Genomic DNA, 22660 nt, shown 5'->3' on the forward strand with positions numbered 1-22660 from the left:
TGCCCATAGGGGGCAGTGCTTCAACAGGCAAAAGGCAACCCTGGTGCTTTGGCGGCGTTTTTAAGGGGCAGGCGCGTGGGACGCCAGTGCAAATTCGTCACAAGACGTGTTCCCGCTTCACACAGCAGGGCAGGAACAGCCTCGCTTGGAAGCCACAAACCGCCATTGGCGGGCACAATGGTCACAAGGTGGCCGCCATATCAAGCGTAATTGCACGCCCGGCCACGATGTTGGGGGCGAATGTTTGATTTTTCCATGAAGTCTGGGGCAAGGCCCATTGTTCCGCAGCACGGGATGACGCAAAAGTAGAGTATGACGTCAGATAGCCCTGCCTCCCCCGCGCGTGAAGCGCTTGCCCGTGCCGTGGCCCAGACGGGCCTGTTGCCCGAACCCAAGGAAGAAACCGAGGTCCTGCGCCGGATTGCCCGAGCACTTGAGCCCGGAGCGCGCGAGGTGCCGGCAGAGGTCTATTGTGCAGCACTTTGTCAGGTGCGGCGTAAAAAATGGATTTCCCGCCTGCTCGACCGCACGCGCCGCAGTGGCCGAATCTGGATCACGCGGGAGGAAATAGAAGAGGCTGTGGGGGGGATTACAGACCCCGCAGCAGATGATCAGGCGCTTGAGCAGGCTCTGGCGCCGGTCAGTCTGGCCCGCCTGCGCGGGTATGGGGCATCCCCCCGTGCAGCATTTGCGGCCATTCAGGCGGATCTGGTGGATATCGGGCGCGTACCTTCTCCCGCCCAGACCGACCTTTTGCTTATGGCGGTCGCCATTGCGTTTGGCCTGCCCGAAGGCGACCCGTTCCTCGAGACGGTGCGTAAGGAGGAGGCACAGCGCCAGACCGCGGTCAGCCGGATTGAAAAAACTGCCCAGAGCAGGCGGGAGCAGGAGGAAGAGCAGCTCAAGGCGTGGGAGAGCAGCCTTGTGCCGTTCAACGAGGTACCGCGCCTGCTCCATTGCTCCCACCGTGAGGCCCTGCGCTGGATTGCCGAGAACAGGCTCCCGGTCGCACGTAAGGTGCAGGAACCCGGTGGGCGGGAGCGGTGGGAGTTTGACCCCGCAGCCCTTGTGGCCCTGCGGGGCAACCTGTCCGAGTGGCGGAGGGATGAGCGCGGCCCGGCAACAGGTCCGGGTAAGGGCAAGCATGCGCCCGATATGGGGCGCAAGGTGGCGAATGCCGTAATCGCCCGCGTGGCGGCGCTGGATAAGTACGCGGCTCATTTTCGCACCGCCCGTGCTCTTAACCGCCAGATCACGCTTGTTACCGGGCCGACCAACAGCGGTAAGTCCTATACGGCACTCAACGCGTTGGCGCAGGCGGAGAGCGGGCTGGCATTGGCTCCCCTGCGTCTGCTGGCCCATGAGTTCCGCGAGGCACTGGCGGCCCGTGGAGTCGAGGCATCCCTGTCCACTGGGGAGGAACGGATTGAGGTGCCGGGCAGCAGGCATCTGGCAGCAACGGTGGAAATGTGTCCGTTCTACAGCCCTGTAGATGTGGCTGTGATCGATGAAGCCAGATGCTGTTTGATACGGACCGCGGAGCCGCATGGACAGCAGCCATTATGGGTGCTCCGGCCCGCCACCTGTATGTGCTCGGAGCGCCGGACTGTATTCCCATGGTACGCCGGATTGCCGAGCTGTGCGGGGACCCGCTGGACGAGATCTCGCTTGAGCGCAAAAGCCCCCTCAAGGCCGCCAGCCAGCCTGTGCGGCTGGCCGACCTTGGCGCGGGGGATGCGCTGATCGCTTTTTCCCGCAGGGAGGTTCTGGACCTGCGCGCCGCCCTTATGCAGCATGGCAAGCGTGTGGCGGTGGTGTACGGTGCGCTCAGCCGGAGGTGCGCCGGGCCGAGGCACAGCGCTTCAACAACGGTCAGGCTGATATTCTGGTGGCAACAGACGCTATTGGCATGGGGCTTAACCTGTCCATCAAGCGGGTGGTGTTTGCAGCGCTTAAAAAATACGATGGCCGCCAGACCCGTGACCTGACCGTGCAGGAGGTCAAGCAGATTGGCGGGCGTGCCGGGCGCTTTGGCAAACACGAGACAGGCATTGTGGCTGTACTGGCGGGGGCAGGTAGCCCCAGTTTTGTCAGGCGTCAGCTTGATGCTGACCCGGAAATGCCAGAGGATCTGCGCCCCTATGTGCAGCCCGATGCGGATATCGTCAAAGCTGTTGCGTCAGAAATAGGATCGCAGAGCCTGTATGGTGTGCTCTCGCGCATTCACAGGGCGGTTCTGCGCAAGGATGACCCCAACTACCGTCTCTCAGACATGGAGCAGGCATTTGCCATTGCCTCTGCTCTGGAGGGGGTGGAAGGCTGGACCTGACCACCCGCTGGTCCTACGCCATGTGCCCGGTGGATGACCGGGATAACGGGATTAGGCGTCTGGTGGGTTGGGCAGCAGATCATGCGGCGGGCCGCCGGGTTCTGCCGCCGGGTACGGGGCCGCTGCCCTCAGCAGAGCGGGCCGGGCGGGAGGAGCTGGAACGGGCCGAAAAGCGCCACAAGCGGCTTGTGGCGTGGCGCTGGCTGGCGCTGCGCTTCCCCAGCATTTACCCAGACCGCGAAGAGGCGGAAGACACAACCCGTAAGCTCAATGACTGGATTGAACGGGTTCTGCGCCAGCAGAGCCGCGCGCGCCGCTCCACACACGGGTAAGTGGGGCGCGGCCTTACCACGCGGTGTTGGTCAGCCGTTCCGAAATATCCCAAAGGCGGGCTGCCGTACTGGCCTTGCGTGCGGTAGCGGGGACAATAGCCGGGCCGGGAGGGCCACGGCGCTCGCCCGCGCCCTGTGGTCCGTAATAATCGCCATCACGCGCCTGGGGGGAGAGAGCTGCATAAAGCAGTGGCTCTGCCCCTGCGGCAGCGGATTGGCCCATGACGCGCAATACAGCCGTGCCCAGCGTCTGCTCAATTAAACCCAGTGGTTTGGGCAGGGTTGAGGCCTGCCCGTTGGCCACAATGGACGTAGCTGCCCAACCGGGGTGAGCCGCGCGGGCATGCAGGTTCCAGCCGCGTTCCCCCGCCCTGCGTGCCAACTCCTGCGCAAACAGCAGATTGGCCAGCTTGCTCTGCTGGTACGCGCCAAATGGGCTGTAACGATGGCGGGACTGGAGGTCATTGAAGTGGAGAGTGTTCTTGGCCGCGGCAAGGCTTGCCACGCTCACAAGGATGCCACCGCCGTCCGCTGCTTCCAGCAAGGGGCGCAGGTGCGCACTCAGGGCAAAATGACCTAGGTGATTCACACCGAACTGGAGTTCGAATCCGTCCTGCGTTTCCATCCGGCGGGTCGGGGCCATGATCCCAGCATTATTGATCTGAATATCAATGTGGTCCGTAAGGTCTGCAACCGCGCGGGCGCATGTGGCTACGGAGCGGAGGCTGGCCAGATCAAGTGGGAGCAGCGTGACATCTGCCTGTGGGCAGGCCGCCAGCAGGCGCTCCAGCGCGCTTTGTCCCCTGTCGGGGTTGCGTATGGGAAGGAGGAGCCTTGCACCACGGTGGGCAAGGCCAAGAGCGGCCTCAAACCCCAGACCGCTGTTGGCCCCGGTTACCAGTGCGACACGGCCATGCAGGGGGGGCTGGGTGTTGCTGACCCGCCAGGGGCTGCGGCCCATCATGGCAGGGGGGACATGAGCTGTTCATCCTGTTCGGCTGCTTTCATGGCTTCCTCCGTCAGACGTTTTTCGTTGTGCTTGATGAACACGAACAAAGCACTGATCACCACCAGAGTTGCCGCACCAAAGCCTACGGCCAGCCAGCCGGAGAGTCTGGCAATCTCGCTGCCCAGCAGGTAGGCGCAGAGTGTGTATCCACCAGCCCAGAACACGCCGCCAAGCGCGTTATAGAACAAGAACGTATGCCAGGGCATACGGTTCGCTCCGGCCAGTATGGCAACAAACATCCGCAGGATTGCCACAAAGCGACCAAAGAAAATAACCGGTCCGCCATGTTTGAGAAAAACATAGCGGCCCAGCAGAAGGCGCTCGGGGGTCAGGCCAAAGCGCGGGCCATGTTTGCGCAGGATGCCAAGGCCCAGACGGTGGCCAAGCAGATAACCCAGATTATCCCCCATGATTGCCCCCGTGACCCCGGCAACAATAATGCCCTGAATCTGGAGCTTGTGGGTGGTTGCGCAAAAAATAGCACCTGTAATAAGCAGGCTTTCCGCAGGCAGGGGCAGCCCCATGCTTTCCAGCATGACAACAACGCCGACCACCCCATAGCCGTAGCGGGTGAACAGGGTTGTCAGATAATCAAGCGAAAAGATGGATTCCAAAGCGTGTAACAGAACAGACAATCCAATTCACAGAGAACATCAGCAGTGGGGAGGAGCAGAGTCGCTCCCGCCATGTCAAGCCCGCAGCAGAAAACAGAGGCATCGCTCCATAGTGCCTAGCATGGAATGGAGCGTGATACATGCCTTTCCGCCCAAGGCGTTTTGCATGATAGACTGTATCGCATGATGGAACAGAATACAGCGTCAGCCCCAATGCTCCAGCCCCTACGCTGTGGCAGTTGGCCTTCACCCGTAACCGCTACACTGGTGGCGGGTAAAAGCCTGAGCTTTTCAGAGGTGCGTGCTACCGGCCAGAGTGTGTTCTGGCTGGAGCGCCGCCCGGCAGAGGGAGGGCGGACGGTACTCATGCGGTGGGCAGAACCGGATGGCGTGGTGGAAGTGCTGCCCACGGATGCGGATGTTGGCACCCGTGTACATGAGTATGGCGGCGGGGCTTATGCGGTGGCGCCACACGGCATTGTCTATACGCACAGACGCACGGGGCAGGTCTGGTTTCTGGCGCAAGGCGCGGTGCAGCCCGCTCTGCTGGCTGGTGTGCAGGGTGTGCGCTTTGCCGACCTGCGGTTTGACCCGGCCAGTCGCGCGGTCATGGCTGTGCGTGAAGACCATAGATGCGTGGGGGAGCCACAGGCAGCGTTGGTCACGCTGGGGGCGCATGCCGGAGCAGAGGGTCTTGTGCTGCAAACAGGGGCAGATTTTTACATGTCCCCCACCTGCTCTCCCGATGGCACAACGCTGGCCTGGATTGAATGGGACCACCCTAACATGCCGTGGGATTCCACGCGCTTATGCATGGGCCGTATTGTGCGTAGTGCGGATGGCAGCCTGTGTGCGCTGGAAGATGTGCGGGTGCTGGCAGGCGCTGCGGGTGGCGAGTCGCTGGTGGAACCACGCTGGACGGCGGATGGACGGCTGCTTGTGATTTCCGACCGGTGTGAGCACTGGAGAATCTGGGAGGTGCTGTGCCAGCCTGAGCCCCATCTGGTGGCCTACTCCATGCCGGAGGGGGAAATCGGGCAGCCCGCGTGGGTGTTTGGCCAAACCAGTTATCAGCCTCTGGCCAATGGCGGCTGTGTGGCCCTGAGCGTGCAGAACGGGGTGAGCCATTGCTTTGAGCGCATGGCCAATGCGCAGGCGCGGCCTTTTGCCGCAAGTCCCGACCAGTGCCCCGTTGCTTTGGCGGATGGACAGTTTGCATGGGTTCAGGCTCCAGCCGATGCTCTGCCTGCTGTTGTCGTGGGTAGTGCGCAGCAGGGTGTGGTGCGGGTGCTGCGCCGTTCCGCCATGCTGGAGTTACAGGCAGCGGATATTTCCTGCCCCGAATCGGTGCGTTTTGTGGTGGATGGCGCGGATGCACCGTTGGGCCACGCGTTTTTCTATCCACCAGCCAATAGCAGGACGAGTGTGCCACAGGGCGAAAAACCGCCCATGATCGTACTGGTGCATGGCGGGCCAACTGCCCGGGCGCAGGATGGTTTTTCCTTTAAGGTCCAGTGGTGGACGTCTCGCGGGTTTGCCGTGCTGGATGTGAATTACGGTGGCTCTACGGGCTTTGGGCGCGCATGGCGGAACAGGCTGCAAGGGCAGTGGGGTGTTGTGGACGTGGCAGACTGTATTGCCGCCTGCCGGCATATGGTGGCTACGGGCCGGGTGGACCCAAAGCGAATCGCCATTCGTGGCTCCAGTGCCGGCGGCATGACTGTTCTTCTGGCATTGGCGACTTCGGACCTGTTTGCGGCAGGGGTCAGCCTGTACGGCGTGACCGACCTGCGTGCGCTAGCGCAGGAGACCCATAAGTTCGAGGCCCGTTATCTGGACGGTCTGGTTGGCCCATGGCCAGAAGCTGAAGAGGTTTATGTCGCACGTTCGCCTCTGTCCGTGGCGAATCGGATTCGCGCTCCCGTACTCCTGTTGCAGGGGGAGGAGGATGAGGTCGTCCCGCCGTCTCAGGCTCACGCCATGGCTGCGGCCCTGCGTGCTGCGGGAGCGGCCTGCACTTTGCATGAATTCCCCGGTGAGGGGCATGGTTTCCGTAAGGAGGCGACCCTACGTCAGGCCCTGCAAATGGAGCTGGCGTTCTATGGTCAGGTTTTCGGGTTTGATCCCGCGCCCGCAGACGATGCCTGAGTGAGCGCACACACCCGAATCGGTGCTGGCAGAGTCGGTTTTTGACTCTGCCAGTAGCGCGGTTGGGTAAAATTACTCCGCGTAATGCGGGGTGTAGGTCAGGCTTTCAATCCACGCGCGAATATCCTTTGGCCGCTCTACCGTGGCCGCACCCTGATCGAAAATAAACTCAGCAATACGTGTGGCCGAGGTTATGGAAACGTCCAGAATATCGCTCTGGGGCGGGAACAGACGTCCCCGCTCTTGTGCCGCAAGGTCCACCTGATCGGCCAGTGCGTGGGCGCTCTCAATAATCAGTTCATCGGTGATGTGGCGTGGGCAGGTGGCATAAACAGCCAGCCCCAGTGCCGGGAAGATATAAAAATTATTGGCCTGACCGGGGTAAAAGGTCCGCCCGTTCAGGGTCACTTCGGGGAACTGTAATCCCGCAGCAAAAAGAGCCTGCCCATTTGACCACTCATAGGCCTGCTCGGCAGTACACTCTGCGTTTTTTTGCGGCAGGGAGAGGGGGAAAATAATGGGGCGTTCGTTTAGCGCACTCATGGCCTCTACAATTTCCTGCGTAAAGGCACCACCGGAGGTGGAAACGCCAATAAGCACGGTGGGTTTGAGTGTCTGCACCATGCTCAGCAGGTCACGTGAGGGGGGGAGGGACTTGGCGTAGCGCTTTTGTTGCGGCGTCAGGTCAGAGCGGGTTTTTTCCAGCAGGCCGTCCACATCCATGAGTGTGATGCGCGCAATGGCGTCCTGCTCACTCATGCCTTCCTGCTTCAGGGCGGATACAAGCATATCCGCTGTGCCAAGGCCGGAAGAACCCGCGCCAAGGAAGAGGAAGCGCTGCTGGGACAGTGTTTCGTTCTTGATTTTGAGTGCTGTAATCAGGCCTGCCAGCGTAACGGCTGCCGTGCCTTGGATATCATCATTATAACACAGAACCCTGTTGCGGTATGTCTCAAGGTAATGGAGGGCGTCCGTGCCTTTCCAGTCCTCAAAATGCAGGCAGCAGTGGGGAAAAACATCCTGAACGGCTTGCACAAATTCTTCTACAAACCCGTCCAGCTCTTCCAGCGGTGGTGGTTCGCGGCGTAGGCCAAGGTAAAGCGGGTCTGCGCGCAGGGCGCTGTTTGTGGTGCCAATATCCAGTTGTACGGGCAGCAGCACTTCGGGCGGAACAGCGCCACAAGCCGTGTAAAGGTCGAGCTTGCCAATGGGTATGCCCATGCCATTTACGCCAATATCGCCTAGTCCCAGAATACGCCCGCCAGTGGTTACGCACAGGAAGCGCACGTTCTCCATGGGCCAGTTGCGCAGCACGTCGCGGATTCGGCCCCGCATGTCCAGACTGATGTACATGCCACGGGGGCGACGGTAGATATGGCTGAACTGCTGGCAGACTGCGGCTAGAGTAGGGGCGTAGACAATAGGTACAAACTGCGCTGGGTTGGACATGAGCACGCGGTAGAACAATGTCTGGTTCTGATCACGCAGGCCGCTCAGATAGATATAGCGTTCCAGATTACTGGGCTTGGCTTCCAGATGTCTGTGGATTCGCTCTACCTGCCTGTCCAGTGTTTCCACCTGTGTGGGCAGGAGGCCTTCCAGCCCGTATTCACGCCGTTCTGCCTCGGTAAATGCGGTGCCCTTGTTGAGCAGGGCATTGTTGAGCAGGGCTGTTCCTCTAAGAGTCGGTGCGGAAGGCATGGTCACTCCTTGGCAAAGCAAAAGCCACGTAAGGCTAACAGACAAGGGTACAACCCGGAACTCGGCGGAGTGTTCCAAAGACCGCAATGGGTTTGTTGAGTTTGCAGGGCAGATGGACGGTGCACAATTGCAATAAAAAAAGGCGACCCAAGGGCCGCCTTTAAAAACTACAGGGTAATGTGGCTGAAGAATTACAGCTTTTCGACCTGATTGAACTCCAGATCCACTGGTGTGGAACGGCCAAAGATCGATACGCTGACCTTCAGGCGGCCTTTTTCCTCGTCCACTTCCTCAATAACACCATTGAAGGAGGTGAAAGGACCATCGGCCACACGAATCTGCTCGCCCACTTCAAAGGTAACGGCGGAGCGGGGATGCTGCACACCTTCCTCTGTCTGGCGGATAATCCGTTCTGCTTCGGCCGCAGAAATGGGTGTCGGGCGATTTTTGGTGCCCAGAAAGCCCGTAACCTTTGGCGTGTCCTTGACCAGATGCCACGACTCGTCGGTCATTTCCATCTTGATCAGCACATAGCCGGGGAAGAACTTGCGTTCCGCGTTCACCTTTTGGCCACGACGGACTTCAATCACTTCCTCAGACGGGACAAGAATCTCGTCAATATGATCGCTCAGCCCTTTCTGTTCCGCGTCTTCACGGATGTGCTGTGCAATTTTCTTTTCGAAGCCCGAATAGACGTGGACCACATACCAACGCTTGGCCATGCCGTTTTCTCAGCCTCCCAGCCCGAAAAGTTGACGCACGCCGAGACCGATCAACTGATCCACGACGAAGAAGAAGACGGATGCCATACCTGCCATGGCCAAAACGGCGCCGGTGGTGACAAACGTTGCGCGGCGGGTGGGCCATGTGACCCGTTCCGCCTCGGTACGCACATCATGCAGGAACTTACCGGGACTGAACGACACGAAGCACACTCTCCTTGTTCTGCCCCGCCGCAGTGCGGCACGTTGAGGCAGTCTTTAAAAACACTACTCAGATTGTACGATAAAGCCGCGTTTTACAGGTGAAAAGCGGAACCTTCCGTACACCACGAGAAAATCTGGCAGGGGTGGAGGGTCTCGAACCCACAACCTCCGGTTTTGGAGACCGGCACTCTAGCCAATTGAGCTACACCCCTGCAGCGTGTCCGCCACGGCTGGAAAAGACCTATAACGGAAACCCGTTCGTCTGACCAGCCACAATCTTGCGGGCATCACAGGAGGCGGAACAAAATATGTTGTGGCGCTAAAGTCAAGTGCCTGTTGCAGATTATTGTGTGCCCAGATACGCGCCTGCGCAAAAAAAACGCCGGGGGCTTGCAGCATGCGTGGAGGATGGATTATAAACGTCCACACTTTGGTGCGCGGGCATAGCATAGTGGTAATGCTGTAGCCTTCCAAGCTACCGAGGAGGGTTCGATTCCCTCTGTCCGCTCCAAAATATTCTCCAGACAAATTCTGTAGCCTTTCATCCCTCGCTGTTTCGTGATCGTAGCGACCTGTCGGGTCTGATCGCGGGTGTTGCCTGTTCTGTTTGGGTAGTGCGTCATTCCGGTTCAGGGCGTGTAGATATGGACTTTTGCGCACCGTGGTCTGCTCCATCGGGGTGGATGCGCAAAATAGGGGTGTTCAGCTAGTTGCGTGCCTGTTGTGGTCATGCTAGAGGCCGCGCCAGCAGGTGCATTAAATCTGGATTCATCGTCTGGTGGTCTGGGTTGCATCGTTGTCAGTGTGGAATGCCGGCGCGCACAGAAGGAAAGAACCAAAGAGTGGTGGCCTCGGGCGTAACGACAGCACAAGCAGTTGCTTTTGCGGCCAACGGTCTTGAAGGCCGTTACGCGATTGCGCTTTATGATCTGGCCGCCGAGCAGCGGCAGCTGGACACCGTGCTTGATGAAGGCGGAGCGCTTGCCCGCCTGATTGATGAAAGTGCGCCCCTGCGCACTGTTCTGGAAGACAGGCGTCTGGATATTCTGGTGTCTCGCAAGGCCGTGCTGGCCGTGCTGGAGGCTCAGGGGTTCGGCCAGATTCTTCGTAATTTTGTGGGTGTTGTGGCGGATAACCGTCGCCTGCCGGTGCTGCGCCGCATTCTTGGTGCGCTTGACGCGCTGGCCGTGGCCCGCCGGGGTGAGGTGGTGGCCGAGGTCAGCAGCGCCGTGGCGCTGACACCAGAGCAGCGCGCCCAGCTTCAGGCCCGTCTGGCCGAGGCCGGTTATTCCCGTATCAATATTCGTGAGCGTGTTGACAGCACCCTGCTGGGCGGCCTTGTCGTCCGTGTAGGGGCAAAGCTGTATGACGCGAGCCTCAAGACCCGCCTGTTTCGTTTGCATTACGCCATGAAGGGAGCCGCGTGATGGAAATCCGTCCCGCAGAGATTTCGGATATCCTCAAGCAGCAGATTGCCTCGTTCGACAAGGAATCTGATGTGGTCGAAACCGGCACTGTTCTGTCCGTCGGTGACGGCATTGCCCGCGTGTTTGGCCTACAGAATGTCATGTCAGGCGAACTGGTGGACTTCCCGTCCGCTGGTCAGAAGGGCATGGCCCTGAACCTGGAAAGCGACAACGTCGGTATCGTTATTTTTGGTGATGATACCAACATCCGTGAAGGTGACAGCGTCACCCGTTCGGGCATGGTTGTCAGCGTTCCGGTTGGCAAAGGCCTGCTCGGCCGCGTTGTGGACGGTCTGGGTAACCCGATTGACGACAAAGGCCCGCTGACCGACGTTGAACTGCGTCGTGCGGAAGTCAAGGCGCCGGGCATTATGCCGCGTCAGTCCGTCAGCGAACCCATGCAGACCGGGATCAAGGCGATTGACGCTCTGGTGCCGATTGGTCGCGGTCAGCGCGAACTGGTGATTGGTGACCGTCAGACCGGCAAGACCACCATCCTGACCGATACCATTCTGGCCCAGAAGGGCGTGAACGAGCAGGGCGACGACAAGAAGTCCCTCTACTGCATTTACGTTGCCATCGGCCAGAAGCGCTCCACGGTTGCACAGCTTGTGCGTCTGCTGGAAGAAAAAGGCGCGATGAAGTACTCCATCGTCGTGGCCGCAACCGCATCCGATCCGGCTCCGCTGCAGTACCTCGCTCCGTATGCAGCCTGCGCAATGGGCGAATACTTCCGCGACAACGGCATGCACGCCCTGATCTGCTACGACGATCTGACCAAGCAGGCTGTGGCTTACCGCCAGATGTCCCTGCTGCTGCGTCGTCCCCCAGGCCGTGAAGCGTATCCGGGTGACGTGTTCTATCTGCATTCCCGCCTGCTGGAACGCGCTGCTAAAATGTCTGACGCCAATGGCGCTGGTTCTCTGACGGCTCTGCCCGTTATTGAAACTCAGGCTGGCGACGTGGCTGCCTACATCCCAACCAACGTGATTTCCATCACGGACGGTCAGATCTTCCTTGAAACCGACCTGTTCTACAAGGGCATCCGCCCTGCAGTGAACGTGGGTGGCTCCGTCTCCCGCGTTGGTTCGGCAGCGCAGATCAAGGCGATGAAGCAGGTTGCAGGCAAGATCAAACTTGAACTTGCCCAGTACCGTGAAATGGCTGCGTTCTCCCAGTTTGCATCCGATCTGGACCCGGCAACGCAGAAGATGCTTGCCCGTGGTGCACGTCTGGTGGAACTGCTCAAGCAGCCGCAGGCTTCTCCCCTTTCGGTGGAAGAGCAGGTTGTTCTTCTGTTCGCTGGTACTCGTGGCTTCCTTGACGGCATTGCCGCTAACAAGGTTGTGGCGTGGGAGCGCGCAGTGCTGAGCGATGTGCGGAGCGCAGGCAAGGATATTCTGGACACGCTGAGCAAGGAAAAGGCCATTTCCAAGGACCTTGAAGCGCGGCTGACCGAATATCTGACCGCCTTCAACCGCAACTTCGCCGGCTGAGGGAGCAGAAGCACTCATGGCTTCCCTTAAGGAACTGCGCGCGCGCATCGGAAGTATCAAATCGACACGGAAGATCACGAGCGCCATGAAAATGGTGGCGGCCGCCAAATTACGGCGGGCGCAGGCCAGCGCGGAAGCTGCACGTCCTTACGCGGCAGCCATGCGCCGTATGCTGGGTGAACTGGCCGGTGCAACCAGAGGTGAGGACGGTGCGCCTCTTCTTCTGGCTGGTACCGGGCAGGACAAGGTGCATCTTCTTGTTCCTATGACCAGTGACCGTGGCCTGTGCGGTGGCTTTAACGCCAACGTTCATCGCCTGACCGTGCAGACCATCCGTCGCCTTCAGTCCGAAGGCAAAACGGTGCGCCTGCTCCCGGTTGGTCGTCGCGCTCTAAACTTTTTCATGCGCGACCATGCGGACCTGATTGTCGATCATGTGACCGGCACCAGCGCAAAGGAAATTCCGTTTTCCGTTGCCAGTGGTCTGGGTGACAAGATCAACGCCCTGCTGGAAGCAGGCGAGATTGATGTTTGCACGCTTGTGTTCAACAAATTTCGCAATGCGATGACGCAGGTGCCGACATGCCAGCAACTGGTGCCCATGGTCGTGGAAGAAACAAGCACTGAGCTTGAAGCTTCCAATGACGTGGCCCAGTATGAATTTGAACCTGATGAAGCAACGCTGCTGGCCATGCTGCTGCCGCGCAATCTGCAGGTCCAGATTTATGCTTCGCTGCTGGAAACGGTTGCGGGTGAAAACGGTGCCCGTATGACGGCCATGGATAACGCAACGCGCAATGCTGGCCGCACTATCGATAGTCTGACGCAGGTCTATAACCGGACCCGCCAGACCAATATTACTAACGAACTGATCGAAATCATTTCGGGCGCACAGGCTGTCTGAGCCCGATCGTATGCCCCGCAGGAGCTGACCCATGTCGGATACCACAACCCAGACCCAGGCCCCTGCGGCCACGAAGACCAATGCTGTTGGCCGCATTACCACCATTAAAGGGCCGGTTGTTGACGTGCAGTTCGAAGGCGAACTGCCCAAAATTCTGAACGCGCTGCACGTCAAGCTGGGCGATCAGGTTCTTGTGCTCGAAGTGGCACAGGAAATCGGTGAACATGAAGTGCGTTGCATTGCCATGGACACGACCGATGGTCTGGTCCGTGGCACGGAAGTGGTCGATACCGGTGCACAGATTTCTGTGCCCGTTGGCCCCGAAACGCTTGGCCGCATCCTGAACGTGATCGGCGAACCGATTGACGAACAGGGCCCTGTTCAGACCGCACGTCGCGCTCCCATCCATCGCGATGCTCCCGCTTTTGACGAGCAGGCAGCCGCTTCTGAAATTCTGATGACCGGCATCAAGGTTGTCGATCTGCTCTGCCCTTACCTCAAGGGTGGTAAGATCGGCCTGTTTGGTGGCGCGGGCGTTGGTAAGACTGTTATTATTCAGGAACTTATCAACAACATCGCCAAAGCACATGGTGGCGTGTCCGTGTTTGCCGGTGTTGGTGAACGTACCCGTGAAGGGAACGACCTGTATTACGAAATGCAGGATGCCGGTGTTATTAAGCTGGGCGAAAACGGCTCCACCGAAGGTTCCAAGGTGGCACTGGTGTTCGGTCAGATGAACGAACCGCCGGGTGCGCGTGCCCGCGTGGCGCTGACTGGTCTGACCATGGCGGAATACTTCCGCGATGAAGAAAACCAGGATGTGCTGTTCTTCGTGGATAACATCTTCCGCTTTACGCAGGCTGGTTCGGAAGTGTCCGCACTGCTCGGCCGTATTCCTTCCGCCGTGGGCTACCAGCCCACGCTGGCGACAGAAATGGGCGCCCTGCAGGAACGTATTACGTCCACCAAAAAAGGCTCTATCACGTCTGTGCAGGCCGTGTACGTCCCTGCCGATGACTTGACCGATCCGGCCCCTGCGGCAACCTTTGCCCACTTGGATGCCACAACCGTGCTGAACCGCTCCATTGCTGAAATGGGCATTTACCCGGCTGTGGACCCGCTGGACTCCACCTCCCGCGCACTGGACCCGCAAATTGTGGGTGAAGAGCACTATGCGGTTGCTGGTGAAGTGCAGCGTATTCTGCAGACCTACAAGTCCTTGCAGGATATCATCGCCATTCTGGGGATGGACGAACTGTCTGAAGACGACAAGCTGATCGTGGCGCGCGCACGTCGCATCCAGCGCTTCCTGTCCCAGCCTTTCCATGTGGCAGAAGTGTTTACGGGTGCACCTGGTAAGCTGGTGTCCGTGACCGATACGGTGCGTTCCTTCAAGGCAATCTGTGCCGGTGAATATGACGATCTGCCCGAAGCCGCTTTCTACATGGTCGGGACGATTGAAGAAGCTATTGCCAAGGCAGAAAAACTGAGGGAGTCGGCCTGATAGCCGGCTTCTGGAGGGAGCACCATTCATGCCAATCCAGATTGAGATAATCAGCCCTGAAAAGGTTCTGGTGTCGCGTGAAGTAGATATGGCCGTTCTTCCGGGCATGGAGGGTGATATTGCCGCCATGCCGGAACACGCACCCATGATGCTTCTTCTGCGTGGTGGCGTTGTTGCCCTTTATGAGGGTGATAAAGTGACCGATCGCTATTTTGTTGGGGGTGGTTTTGCTGACATAACCCCCACACGTTGCACGGTGCTGGCAGACAAGGCCGTGCCGGTGAGCGATATCTCTATTGATACGGCCACCGCACAGCTTGAAGCCCTGTCAGAAGCATGGGACAAGGCAGACAAGACCGATACGTCCCGTCTTGTTGTGCTACAGGACCAGATTCAGGCCGTTCGGGCAGAAATTGAAGCAGGCATTGCCCGCTGATTTTCCTGCACGTTCAGGTCAAAGAAAAGCCACCCTTGAGGTGGCTTTTTTTATGCCCGTTTTTTTTAACCACGGCCTTTATAATTGGGCACATCCTGCGCAGGAATCCATACGCCTGCCGGGGCATCTCCTGTCTGCCAGAAGACATCAATCGGAATCCCGCCGCGTGGGTACCAGTAAGCGCCAATCCGAAGCCATACGGGGTTAAGCAGATCAACCAGTGTGCTGGCGATTTGTACGGAGCAGGCTCGTGGAAAGCCCCGTGGTTGCGAAAGCTGGTCAGGAAGAGTTTGAGCGACTTGCTTTCCACAATCCATTTGTCCGGTACGTAATCCAGCACAATATGGGCAAAGTCCGGCTGGCCGGTAATGGGGCATAGGGACGTAAATTCCGGCGCGGTAAAGCGGACCATGTAACGCTTGTCCGGGTAAGGGGCGGGCACACGCTCCAGCACGGCTTCTTCGGGGTTGTTGGGGGGGGCAATCTGGCGGCCGAGCTGGGTTAGCGCGTGGCGGCCATCGTCTGCAGTGCTCATGGTTTGCTCCAGATGGTCATGATTGTCTTTGATGTCCGGCTTGTTGGGGCGTTCGTCAAGTTTCCTGTGCAGGGTTATGGGTTCTGTCTGTCGCTTTCGGGTTTGCTGGTGTATGGAGGAAACATGGCCAAATTACCCACTCCCGTTTTTCCCCAGCCGCGGCTTGTGTCTTCCACGCCGGAACTGGCAGAGGCTCTCAAGCCGTTTCATGCCGAGCGTTTTGTTACGGTTGATACGGAGTTCATGCGCGAGCGCACATACTGGCCGGAACTGTGTCTGGTGCAGGTGGGTAGTGCCCATGATGTGGTGCTGATTGATGCGCTGGCGGAAGGGTTGGATCTGACCCCTCTGGCGGAGTTGATGGCCGATCCTGCAGTGCTCAAGGTGTTTCACGCAGCGCGGCAGGATCTGGAGATTTTCCTGCATGAGTTTGATGCGCTGCCCACGCCTGTGTTTGATACGCAGGTGGCCGCCATGGTGGCAGGCTTTGGTGATCAGGTCGGGTATGACAGTCTTGTGGGCTCCCTGACTGGGCATATGATTGATAAAAGCCATCGGTTCACGGACTGGTCCGTGCGTCCATTGTCGGATGCGCAGCTGATCTACGCGGCTGGGGATGTGACGTGGCTGCGACTTGTTTATGAAAAACTGGTGCACAAGCTCGAACAGGACAAGCGACTGAGTTGGGTGGGAGCGGAAATGGCGGAGCTGGAAGACCCAGCGACCTTCCGTCCTGACCCGGAAAAACAGTGGGAGCGGCTGAAGGCACGCACAGGCAACCGCCGCATGTTGGGCGTGTTGCGTGCTGTTGCGGCCCTGCGTGAGCGTGAGGCCCAGCGTGTGAACGTACCGCGCCAGCGCCTGCTCAAGGATGAAAGTCTGCTGGAAATAGCCGCGACAACTCCCACAACGGTGGATGCGCTTGCCCGCGTGCGGGGGGTCTCCCGCGGTTTGGCAGAAGGGCGGACTGGCCTTGCCTTGCTGGAGGCGGTCAAGCAGGCGCAGGCTTTGCCAGAGTCCGAGTTACCGCGCCCAGCCCGTGGGAAGGGCAAGGATAACGCCCGCCCTCCTGCATCTTTGGTGGCATTGCTGAAAGTGCTGCTCACCGCATGTTGCGAGGAGCATGATGTCGCTCCCCGTCTGGTGGCGTCCATGGATGAGCTGGAAGCACTGGCTCTGGACCCCGCACAGGCCCCTGCACTGCTGTCAGGCTGGCGGAGCAAGGTTTTTGGAAACGCGGCTCAGGCCCTGTGTGAGGGCAAGGTCGCGCTTCAGGTCAGGGGTGGACGGGTTATTACCTTACCCAGTCAGGACGCTGCTCCATAAGAGACAGCGTTCCTGCTGGAGCAGGCTGTGTAATCAGAAGCCCATTTCTTCCCACAGGTTGGAAAGCGGGCGTGCTCCGTAGTGCGAAATGATTTCGGACGCAGCGACAGATGCCAGTCGCCCACATTCTGGCAGGCTGCGACCAGAGGTAAGACCTGCAAGGAAACCTGCCGCATAGGCATCGCCCGCACCCGTTGTGTCCACCACCTGTGTGGGTACCGGGGCCACGGTTGTCAGCTGGCCATCATGCACCACAACACTGCCCAGACCAGAGCGGGTCAGGGCTGCAAAGGTTGTATCCTGCAAGGTGCGGCGGGCGGCTGTGTCAAAATTCTCTGTTTCGTACAATGCGCAGATTTCATCTTCATTGGCGAACAGGATGTCGACATGGTTTTTGACCAGATCAAGGAATGCATCGCGGTGGCGGCCAACGCAGAAGGGATCTGACAGGGAGAGTGCGACCTGACGTCCGTTCTTGTGGGCAAGGGCTGCGGCCCGGCGGAAAGCTTCCTGCGCATGCGGCGGATCAAACAGATACCCTTCCAGATAGATAATGCTGGAGGCAGCGATCATGTCGGGCAGCACGTCATCGGGGGTAAAGCAGGTGCAGGCACCCAGATAGGTCGCCATGGTGCGCTGGCCATCAGGTGTAACCATGACCACGCAACGCGCGGTAGGCAGGTTGTCAAACACTTGTGTGTTCAGGGGGGCGGATGGGAACTGCACCCCGTTGTCACGCAGGTCCTGTGTGAACTTGAGCCCCGCATCATCGCGTGAGACCTTGCAAGGTAGGCAACGCGCGCGCCAAACTGGGCTGCCACCACGCAGGTGTTGGCAGCAGATCCACCACCCATGACCTGTTCTGGCTTCAAGGCCGCTTCAAGCGCGTTGGCGCGGTCCACGTCAATCAGTGTCATGCTGCCGGGGGTCAGTCCCTGCCCCTGAAGGAAGGTGGCGTCCGTGCGGGCGAGAATATCGGTGATGGCATTACCAATACCGAGAATATCGTACTGTGTGTCCTGACCGGTCATGGCGATAAAATTTTTCCTGAAAAAATGATCTGTGTGGTTGTTTGGCTAGCGCGCTGCCACAAAAAGGGCAACAGTAAGGCGTAAGCAATCTGGGCTGCTGACCAGACGGTTGCCTGCATGCAAAAGTTTGGAGGAGCCGGGCTGGTGCTGCCAGCAGCTTGTTAATGTGGATTGCTGCCTGAATACGGGCAGCCAGAAAGGCGGGGGAATTTCTTGTTCAAAAGACGTAAGCCTGAAGAGAGTCAGCCAAATACTCAGGCCTCCTCTACCGTGCAGCAGGGTTCTGCGCGTCCGGCAGGGGCATCTGGCACTGTTCTTTCGTCCAATGCGGGAGTGCAGGGGGGGCCACAAATGGCGCTCCCGTATCGCGTTCTGATAATTTAAAGGAAACTTCACCCATGGGTCGTGCACCTCTTCCTTCTGGTTCCTCTCTCCCCGCTGGTGCGGGCATTCCCCCCATGCCTGGTGCGGCTGCTGCCCGTGGCCTGCCCACGCAGATGCAGCCCAAAAAAGAAGGGCCGGAGCAGCGTACGCTGGTTGTCGGGCGTGGGATTAGCGTGCAGGGCACGGTTCAGGACGCAGAGCGTCTGGTGGTGGAAGGTACTGTCGAATCCAGCATGATTACGGCCAAGGAACTGGTTGTCATGCCCGGTGGCCTGTTCCGTGGTGGCGTGGAAGTGGAAAACGCGGAAATCGCCGGTACGGTGGATGGCGCGTTGACTGCGCGCGGCAGCCTGACCGTGCGTGGCAGTGGCCGCCTGCTGGGCAAGGCTGCCTGCCACCGCCTGAAGGTTGAAGATGGCGGCCAGATTACGGGTCAGCTTGAAATGCTGTCCGAAGGGAGTGGTGCTGCCAAAACCGCCGAGAGTGCGGCTGAGCCAGTCAAGTCGATTGAAGGCTGACCGGACTGATGTTTTCTCGTTGACCTGAATGGCGCCGTTCTGGCTACCTTCAGGTCAACGGGTGCAGTGTGGTTGTTCAGGCCACACTGTCGCGCCGGTCACGCAGGCGCACATAAGCGATTTGCGCATGCTCTTCGCAATAAGGTTTGCCCGGAATGGGTGTTGCCCCACAAAAATGAAAACCCGGTGTGCCGGGGTCACCAATAGGCCAGCAGCAGGCGGGGCCACGGCGCTTTTGCGGCTCGGGGTCGGAGATACTGCGCAGGAGCGTTTTGGGTTTGGTCGTGCTCCGTGCCACAGGGGCGGCTTTTTCTTTCCGCGCGGTTTTGTCATCCCCGCCAGCAATGACTGGTGCAGCCGTCGCGGGCGTGGCGTGTTCGGTCACGGGAGCAGGGGTGGCAATAGTTGCTGGCTGCACAGGGGGAGCGGACGGAGCCACTGGGCCTGTGGCACGCGGAGTGGAGGCCTCTGGCACGGGTGTGGCCGCTGTGGTCTGCTCGGGTTTGTCTGCCGCCGTTTTGGGCTTGCTGCCGTTGCGGCGGATGGGGGATGGCCGCGGGGGCAGACCCAGCCTGTGTGCCTTGCCGACCACTGCGTTCTTGGTAATGGAAAGACGCCTGCCGATTTCCGCCGTTGAAAGACCTTCCGCCCATAGGTCCTTAAGCTGGGCGATTATTTCTTCGGACCACTCCATTAACAGGCACCTTTGAGCATTGCATGGCGGGCTGGCAAAATACCAGTGCTTCTACAGTTCTCATATTAGGAGGAAGGCACTCTGATCTCAAGCGGAAAGCCCAAAATCCGAGTGTTCTGAGGTCTGTTCAGGTTTGTGTAGGAGGGTTTGCAGGCGTTCCTGTGTTGCCTTCAGCACGGAGCGGGCGACCGGGTGGTCGTAAGATGCCAATGTGCGGTTCATGGCCAGCAGAATATCTGACGTTGCATCGGGTAAAGCTTTTTGCCACCAGTGCAGAGCCTGCTCTAGCTGACCCTGCTCGACCAGAATGGTCGCGTGGTTATGGCAGCCCCGGTAGTCTCCGCTTTCGGCCGAGCGTCGGTACCAGTCAAAGGCGCTGGCCTGATTTTTTTTCACAACCCAGCCTTCTTCGTAAAAACGCGCCATGATGTTCATAGATTTGGCGTGACCATGATGTGCACCGGTGTGGAACAACTGGAAGGCTGTTGGCAGGTCACGCGGCATGCCAAGGCCCCGCATATGCATGATGGCAAGGTTGTACCGTCCCCACTCATCCCCCACAGCTGCGGCTGCGGCATAGTGGTGTGCTGCTTTGCTTAAGTCTTTATCAGTGCCCCAGCCAAAATGGTGGCAGCGGCCCAGCATGTTGTGTGCAGGGCCATAGTTTGTCTGGGCGGCAATGGAAAACCATATATAGGCCTGTGCGGGGTCTGGTGGGACAAAAACGCTGTTAAGCAGAATTTTCCCCCACAGAACCTGCTCCAGAAGGTGGCCGTTTGCCGCCTTCTGGTAGATGGCCTGCACATGATCGGGCAGAGGAGGAGGTTTGGGTGTACTCTGCTTTTTGCGTTTGACCACGCGGGTCATAAAAGATGTGTACCTGCCGATCATTATGCCATTCTTCTTTAATAAGAAGCAGACAGATTGAACAGGAATGCCCGACCGATTGAAGGCGTAACACGGTTGGAGAAGAGGTTGCCGTAATTCAGGCGGTTGGCAAGGTTGTAGCCATTCATGCTGACTTTCCAGTGGTCGTCAAAGTGGTGTGAAATAACAGCATCAAATTCGACATTGGCAGGAACGCGGGCTGTATTGGCCGTGTCCAGAAACACGCCTTCACGCCAGGTCAGGCCACCACCGACCAGAAGGTTGTAAACTTTTTTGGGTGCGATTTCGTAAGTGCTCCAGACGGTCGCCTGATTGCGTGGCACATACTGGACCTGCTTGCCAATATCCGCCGCAGTGCCGCCCGTTGTCAGGCTGTCATAGCGGGCATAGGTGGCGATCATGTTCCAGTTTTTCAGAATTTGCCCCGAAACACTCAGCTCAATACCTTGATTGCGCTGTGTATCGCCCGAGGAACTGACGCTGCCGGTGCTGGGGTCGGTGAGCAGGGAGTTGCCTTTTTCCAGACGGAAGATGGAGGCGGTAAAGCCGATCCGGTCATGGAATGCCGAGTATTTTGCACCCAGTTCATAAAGTCTGGCGCGCTCGGGTGAAAAGTTCTGGTTTTTGGGTGTTAGCGGTTCGGAACTGTTGGCGACATACAGACCGAGCGGTGTGGTGGATTCCGACCAGTTAAAATAAACCATGGCGTGGTCATTAGGTGTGTACATCAGGCTGACGTTGGGGTTGAATGTATCCTGCGTTTGTCCCAGATGCGTATCGGCATAGGCAGGGTCGCCCCCGGTTGCGTTGTAATGACTGTCCCAGTGATCCCAGCGGAAGCCCGCCTTGACGGAGAACCAAGGCACAAACCACACCTGTTCAGACAGAAAAGCACCGACATCCGTGGCGTCGCCTTTTTTCCATTCCTTCTTGCCGACCCCATTGGGCATGTTGGTCAGGTTGTTTGCGCAGCTACCGGCACCACAAAGGCTCAGACCCGGCACATACATGGAGGGGTACATCAGGCTGGTGCCTGGGCGTGTGCTGGCGTAAGCGTAGTTGCGGCGGCGGTCATAGATATGTTCAATATCTATCCCGCCAATAATCTGGTGCCTGATCTTGCCTGTGTTAAAGTTTGCAACGGCTGATGCAACGTTCTGCACCGACCAGTCATCCTGCTGGTAGGGGTTAGGTCCGCCAAGCCCACCATTGCGTGAGATGACAGCGCTGGCTGGATTGGATGAGAAGTAGGGAATGACACAGGTCGCGAGTCCGCAGGCTTCCTGCGATGCGGAGTAGTAGCGGCTGTAAAGACCGCCGCGTGTGTCATTATAAAACGTGACGTATTTGTTGATTTCCCACTGCAGGCGGCCTGTCAGCATGTCTGTGGAGGTGTCGTCCTGATCAAAGGTGGTGCCATACCAGTTGTTGCGGTTGATACCATATTCGGTCATCGGTTTGCCGTAGGCCGTGCCGGGTTTGGTGGCAACGGGCACACCGTAGTCGGGAATTCTGTTGTCAGTCTGGTGGAAATATTCCAACGTATAATTAAGTTTTTTTCCAAGACCGAAAATAATGGATGGTGCAATGCCCCAACGGTGCGAGTAGATGTAATCGCGGCCGACTACATTGTTTTCATTGCCCATGGCGGTCAGGCGGACGGCAATGGTGTCTGTAATTTTGCGATTGATGTCCAGAGTGCCACGATAATACGAACCACTTCCGCCCGAAAAACTGGCGTTCACGTGGTTGCCTGCGTAAGGCGTTTTTGTTGTGATGTTGATGGCCCCACCCGTGGTGCCATTGCCGAACACCTGTGAAGATGGGCCTTTTATAACGGTGATGTGGTCATAATCAAAGCTGTCACGGGTATAAACCCCAAAGTCCCGTAATCCATTTTCATAAATGTCGTTCTGTGCGGCAAAACCACGGATCAGGAACTGGTCGCCTGACATCCCTCCTTCGCCCTCACCGACCGAAGCGGTAATGCCGGGGACGTTCTTAAGCGCTTCATCTAAAGACTTTACATTCTGCTGCTGCATCAGAATCTGAGGCACAACATTGATGGTTTGTGGTGTATGCAGCACATCGTCCTGCATACGGCTGAAGCCGATTGAAGAACGCAGCGTGTTCATGGGGGATGCAACGACGGTCCACTGCTCAACCTCGGTGCCGTTAGCCTGCTTAATGGTTTTGGGGCCTTTCCCCTTACCATTTGCAAGGCTGGCCGAGTTTTTTGTGTCGGTCTGCTCGGTGCTGTTGTCTGTTTTGAGGTGATGACTGACGGGGTCAGGGGCCTCATCCGCCAGAGCTGGAAAAGCATTACAGCTCATGGCCAGCCCTACAGCCAGAGGAGTGGGGTTAAGATAGCGGCGAATAGGAGATGAGCCCATGTGATGCAGCCTGAAATAAATGATTA

Annotated in this window: 17 protein-coding genes, 2 tRNA genes and 3 pseudogenes; 10 read left to right on the plus strand and 12 right to left on the minus strand. The window is 58.5% G+C overall.

Annotation, left to right across the window (positions count from 1 at the left end; genetic code table 11):
* Positions 1-20: 20 nt before the first annotated feature.
* A complete protein-coding gene (locus JCM25146_RS22345) occupies positions 21-185 on the minus strand; it encodes a hypothetical protein (RefSeq protein ID WP_159101941.1) in 165 nt (54 codons plus the stop codon).
* Positions 186-312: 127 nt separating this feature from the next.
* Between JCM25146_RS22345 and JCM25146_RS16460 the strand changes: the two are divergent.
* A pseudogene (locus tag JCM25146_RS16460) lies at positions 313-2661 on the plus strand (helicase-related protein).
* Between the two features lie 13 nt (positions 2662-2674).
* Here JCM25146_RS16460 and JCM25146_RS01785 read toward each other — a convergent pair.
* Positions 2675-3625 (minus strand): SDR family oxidoreductase, encoded by a 951-nt coding sequence (locus tag JCM25146_RS01785; protein ID WP_025825444.1) that lies wholly within the window; start codon positions 3623-3625, stop codon positions 2675-2677.
* Positions 3622-4206 (minus strand): DedA family protein, encoded by a 585-nt coding sequence (locus JCM25146_RS01790; RefSeq protein ID WP_081774715.1) that lies wholly within the window; start codon positions 4204-4206, stop codon positions 3622-3624. Before JCM25146_RS01790 ends, JCM25146_RS01785 begins: the two co-directional genes overlap by 4 nt.
* A 264-nt stretch (positions 4207-4470) precedes the next feature.
* On the opposite strand from JCM25146_RS01790, the gene JCM25146_RS01795 reads away from it, so the two are divergent.
* Positions 4471-6432, plus strand: coding sequence for a S9 family peptidase (locus JCM25146_RS01795; RefSeq protein WP_025825448.1), 1962 nt, complete (start codon positions 4471-4473; stop codon positions 6430-6432).
* 72 nt (positions 6433-6504) lie between these two features.
* On the opposite strand, the gene JCM25146_RS01800 is transcribed toward JCM25146_RS01795, so the two are convergent.
* The 4 genes from JCM25146_RS01800 to JCM25146_RS01815 all read right to left on the minus strand — a co-directional run bounded on the left by JCM25146_RS01800 (position 6505) and on the right by JCM25146_RS01815 (position 9271).
* Complete coding sequence (locus JCM25146_RS01800; protein WP_025825450.1) at positions 6505-8133, minus strand: NAD-dependent malic enzyme; 1629 nt, start codon at positions 8131-8133, stop codon at positions 6505-6507.
* A 191-nt stretch (positions 8134-8324) separates the two neighbouring features.
* Entirely contained in the window at positions 8325-8855 is a 531-nt protein-coding gene (gene nusG, locus JCM25146_RS01805; RefSeq protein WP_025825452.1) for a transcription termination/antitermination protein NusG, read from the minus strand.
* Between the two features lie 9 nt (positions 8856-8864).
* The gene (gene secE / locus JCM25146_RS01810) at positions 8865-9059 is read right to left on the minus strand and encodes a preprotein translocase subunit SecE (protein ID WP_025825454.1); all 195 of its coding nucleotides are present in this window, start codon (positions 9057-9059) and stop codon (positions 8865-8867) included.
* 135 nt (positions 9060-9194) lie between these two features.
* Positions 9195-9271: transfer RNA gene (locus JCM25146_RS01815), tRNA-Trp, on the minus strand.
* A 225-nt stretch (positions 9272-9496) separates the two neighbouring features.
* On the opposite strand from JCM25146_RS01815, the gene JCM25146_RS01825 reads away from it, so the two are divergent.
* From JCM25146_RS01825 to atpC, 6 genes are all read left to right on the plus strand, one after another.
* Positions 9497-9570: transfer RNA gene (locus tag JCM25146_RS01825), tRNA-Gly, on the plus strand.
* Positions 9571-9868: 298 nt separating this feature from the next.
* A complete protein-coding gene (gene atpH, locus JCM25146_RS16465; RefSeq protein ID WP_051543884.1) occupies positions 9869-10486 on the plus strand; it encodes an ATP synthase F1 subunit delta in 618 nt (205 codons plus the stop codon).
* Positions 10486-12021: a F0F1 ATP synthase subunit alpha gene (gene atpA, locus JCM25146_RS01835; protein ID WP_025825457.1), complete on the plus strand. Its 1536-nt coding sequence runs from the start codon at positions 10486-10488 to the stop codon at positions 12019-12021. The genes atpH and atpA overlap by 1 nt, the downstream gene beginning before the upstream one ends.
* Positions 12022-12037: 16 nt before the next feature.
* Entirely contained in the window at positions 12038-12925 is an 888-nt protein-coding gene (locus tag JCM25146_RS01840) for a F0F1 ATP synthase subunit gamma (RefSeq protein ID WP_025825459.1), read from the plus strand.
* Between the two features lie 31 nt (positions 12926-12956).
* The gene (atpD, locus tag JCM25146_RS01845) at positions 12957-14429 is read left to right on the plus strand and encodes a F0F1 ATP synthase subunit beta (RefSeq protein ID WP_025825461.1); all 1473 of its coding nucleotides are present in this window, start codon (positions 12957-12959) and stop codon (positions 14427-14429) included.
* Between the two features lie 28 nt (positions 14430-14457).
* Positions 14458-14865: an ATP synthase F1 subunit epsilon gene (gene atpC / locus JCM25146_RS01850; RefSeq protein ID WP_025825463.1), complete on the plus strand. Its 408-nt coding sequence runs from the start codon at positions 14458-14460 to the stop codon at positions 14863-14865.
* Between the two features lie 65 nt (positions 14866-14930).
* Here the strand turns inward: atpC and queF are convergent.
* A pseudogene (gene queF / locus JCM25146_RS16470) lies at positions 14931-15400 on the minus strand (preQ(1) synthase).
* A gap of 123 nt (positions 15401-15523) precedes the next feature.
* On the opposite strand from queF, the gene rnd reads away from it, so the two are divergent.
* A complete protein-coding gene (rnd, locus tag JCM25146_RS01860; protein ID WP_025825464.1) occupies positions 15524-16726 on the plus strand; it encodes a ribonuclease D in 1203 nt (400 codons plus the stop codon).
* Between the two features lie 33 nt (positions 16727-16759).
* On the opposite strand, the pseudogene JCM25146_RS16475 reads toward rnd, so the two are convergent.
* A pseudogene (locus JCM25146_RS16475) lies at positions 16760-17757 on the minus strand (adenosine kinase).
* A gap of 398 nt (positions 17758-18155) precedes the next feature.
* Between JCM25146_RS16475 and JCM25146_RS16480 the strand changes: the two are divergent.
* Complete coding sequence (locus JCM25146_RS16480) at positions 18156-18659, plus strand: bactofilin family protein (RefSeq protein ID WP_035371770.1); 504 nt, start codon at positions 18156-18158, stop codon at positions 18657-18659.
* 76 nt (positions 18660-18735) lie between these two features.
* On the opposite strand, the gene JCM25146_RS01880 is transcribed toward JCM25146_RS16480, so the two are convergent.
* From JCM25146_RS01880 to JCM25146_RS01890, 3 genes are all read right to left on the minus strand, one after another.
* Positions 18736-19353, minus strand: a complete 618-nt coding sequence (locus tag JCM25146_RS01880; RefSeq protein WP_025825466.1) for a GcrA family cell cycle regulator — start codon at positions 19351-19353, stop codon at positions 18736-18738.
* Positions 19354-19440: 87 nt separating this feature from the next.
* Entirely contained in the window at positions 19441-20220 is a 780-nt protein-coding gene (locus tag JCM25146_RS01885; protein ID WP_025825468.1) for a tetratricopeptide repeat protein, read from the minus strand.
* 38 nt (positions 20221-20258) lie between these two features.
* On the minus strand, positions 20259-22634 hold the full coding sequence (locus JCM25146_RS01890) for a TonB-dependent receptor (RefSeq protein WP_025825470.1): 2376 nt from the start codon (positions 22632-22634) through the stop codon (positions 20259-20261).
* Between the last annotated feature and the right edge of the window lie 26 nt (positions 22635-22660).

This window comes from Acetobacter okinawensis JCM 25146 (assembly GCF_000613865.1).
GTDB lineage: Bacteria > Pseudomonadota > Alphaproteobacteria > Acetobacterales > Acetobacteraceae > Acetobacter > Acetobacter okinawensis.

Bases quoted from the DNA above. Each gene is read 5' to 3' on its own strand.
- nusG (WP_025825452.1), bottom strand. From the start codon at position 8,855: ATGGCCAAGCGTTGGTATGTGGTCCACGTCTATTCGGGCTTCGAAAAG.
- rnd (WP_025825464.1), top strand. From the start codon at position 15,524: ATGGCCAAATTACCCACTCCCGTTTTTCCCCAGCCGCGGCTTGTGTCT.
- JCM25146_RS01840 (WP_025825459.1), top strand. From the start codon at position 12,038: ATGGCTTCCCTTAAGGAACTGCGCGCGCGCATCGGAAGTATCAAATCG.
- atpC (WP_025825463.1), top strand. From the start codon at position 14,458: ATGCCAATCCAGATTGAGATAATCAGCCCTGAAAAGGTTCTGGTGTCG.
- atpA (WP_025825457.1), top strand. From the start codon at position 10,486: ATGGAAATCCGTCCCGCAGAGATTTCGGATATCCTCAAGCAGCAGATT.
- JCM25146_RS01790 (WP_081774715.1), bottom strand. From the start codon at position 4,206: ATGCTGGAAAGCATGGGGCTGCCCCTGCCTGCGGAAAGCCTGCTTATT.
- JCM25146_RS01785 (WP_025825444.1), bottom strand. From the start codon at position 3,625: ATGATGGGCCGCAGCCCCTGGCGGGTCAGCAACACCCAGCCCCCCCTG.
- JCM25146_RS01795 (WP_025825448.1), top strand. From the start codon at position 4,471: ATGGAACAGAATACAGCGTCAGCCCCAATGCTCCAGCCCCTACGCTGT.
- JCM25146_RS01880 (WP_025825466.1), bottom strand. From the start codon at position 19,353: ATGGAGTGGTCCGAAGAAATAATCGCCCAGCTTAAGGACCTATGGGCG.
- JCM25146_RS16480 (WP_035371770.1), top strand. From the start codon at position 18,156: ATGGGTCGTGCACCTCTTCCTTCTGGTTCCTCTCTCCCCGCTGGTGCG.
- atpD (WP_025825461.1), top strand. From the start codon at position 12,957: ATGTCGGATACCACAACCCAGACCCAGGCCCCTGCGGCCACGAAGACC.
- JCM25146_RS01885 (WP_025825468.1), bottom strand. From the start codon at position 20,220: ATGACCCGCGTGGTCAAACGCAAAAAGCAGAGTACACCCAAACCTCCT.
- JCM25146_RS01890 (WP_025825470.1), bottom strand. From the start codon at position 22,634: ATGGGCTCATCTCCTATTCGCCGCTATCTTAACCCCACTCCTCTGGCT.
- JCM25146_RS01800 (WP_025825450.1), bottom strand. From the start codon at position 8,133: ATGCCTTCCGCACCGACTCTTAGAGGAACAGCCCTGCTCAACAATGCC.
- atpH (WP_051543884.1), top strand. From the start codon at position 9,869: ATGCCGGCGCGCACAGAAGGAAAGAACCAAAGAGTGGTGGCCTCGGGC.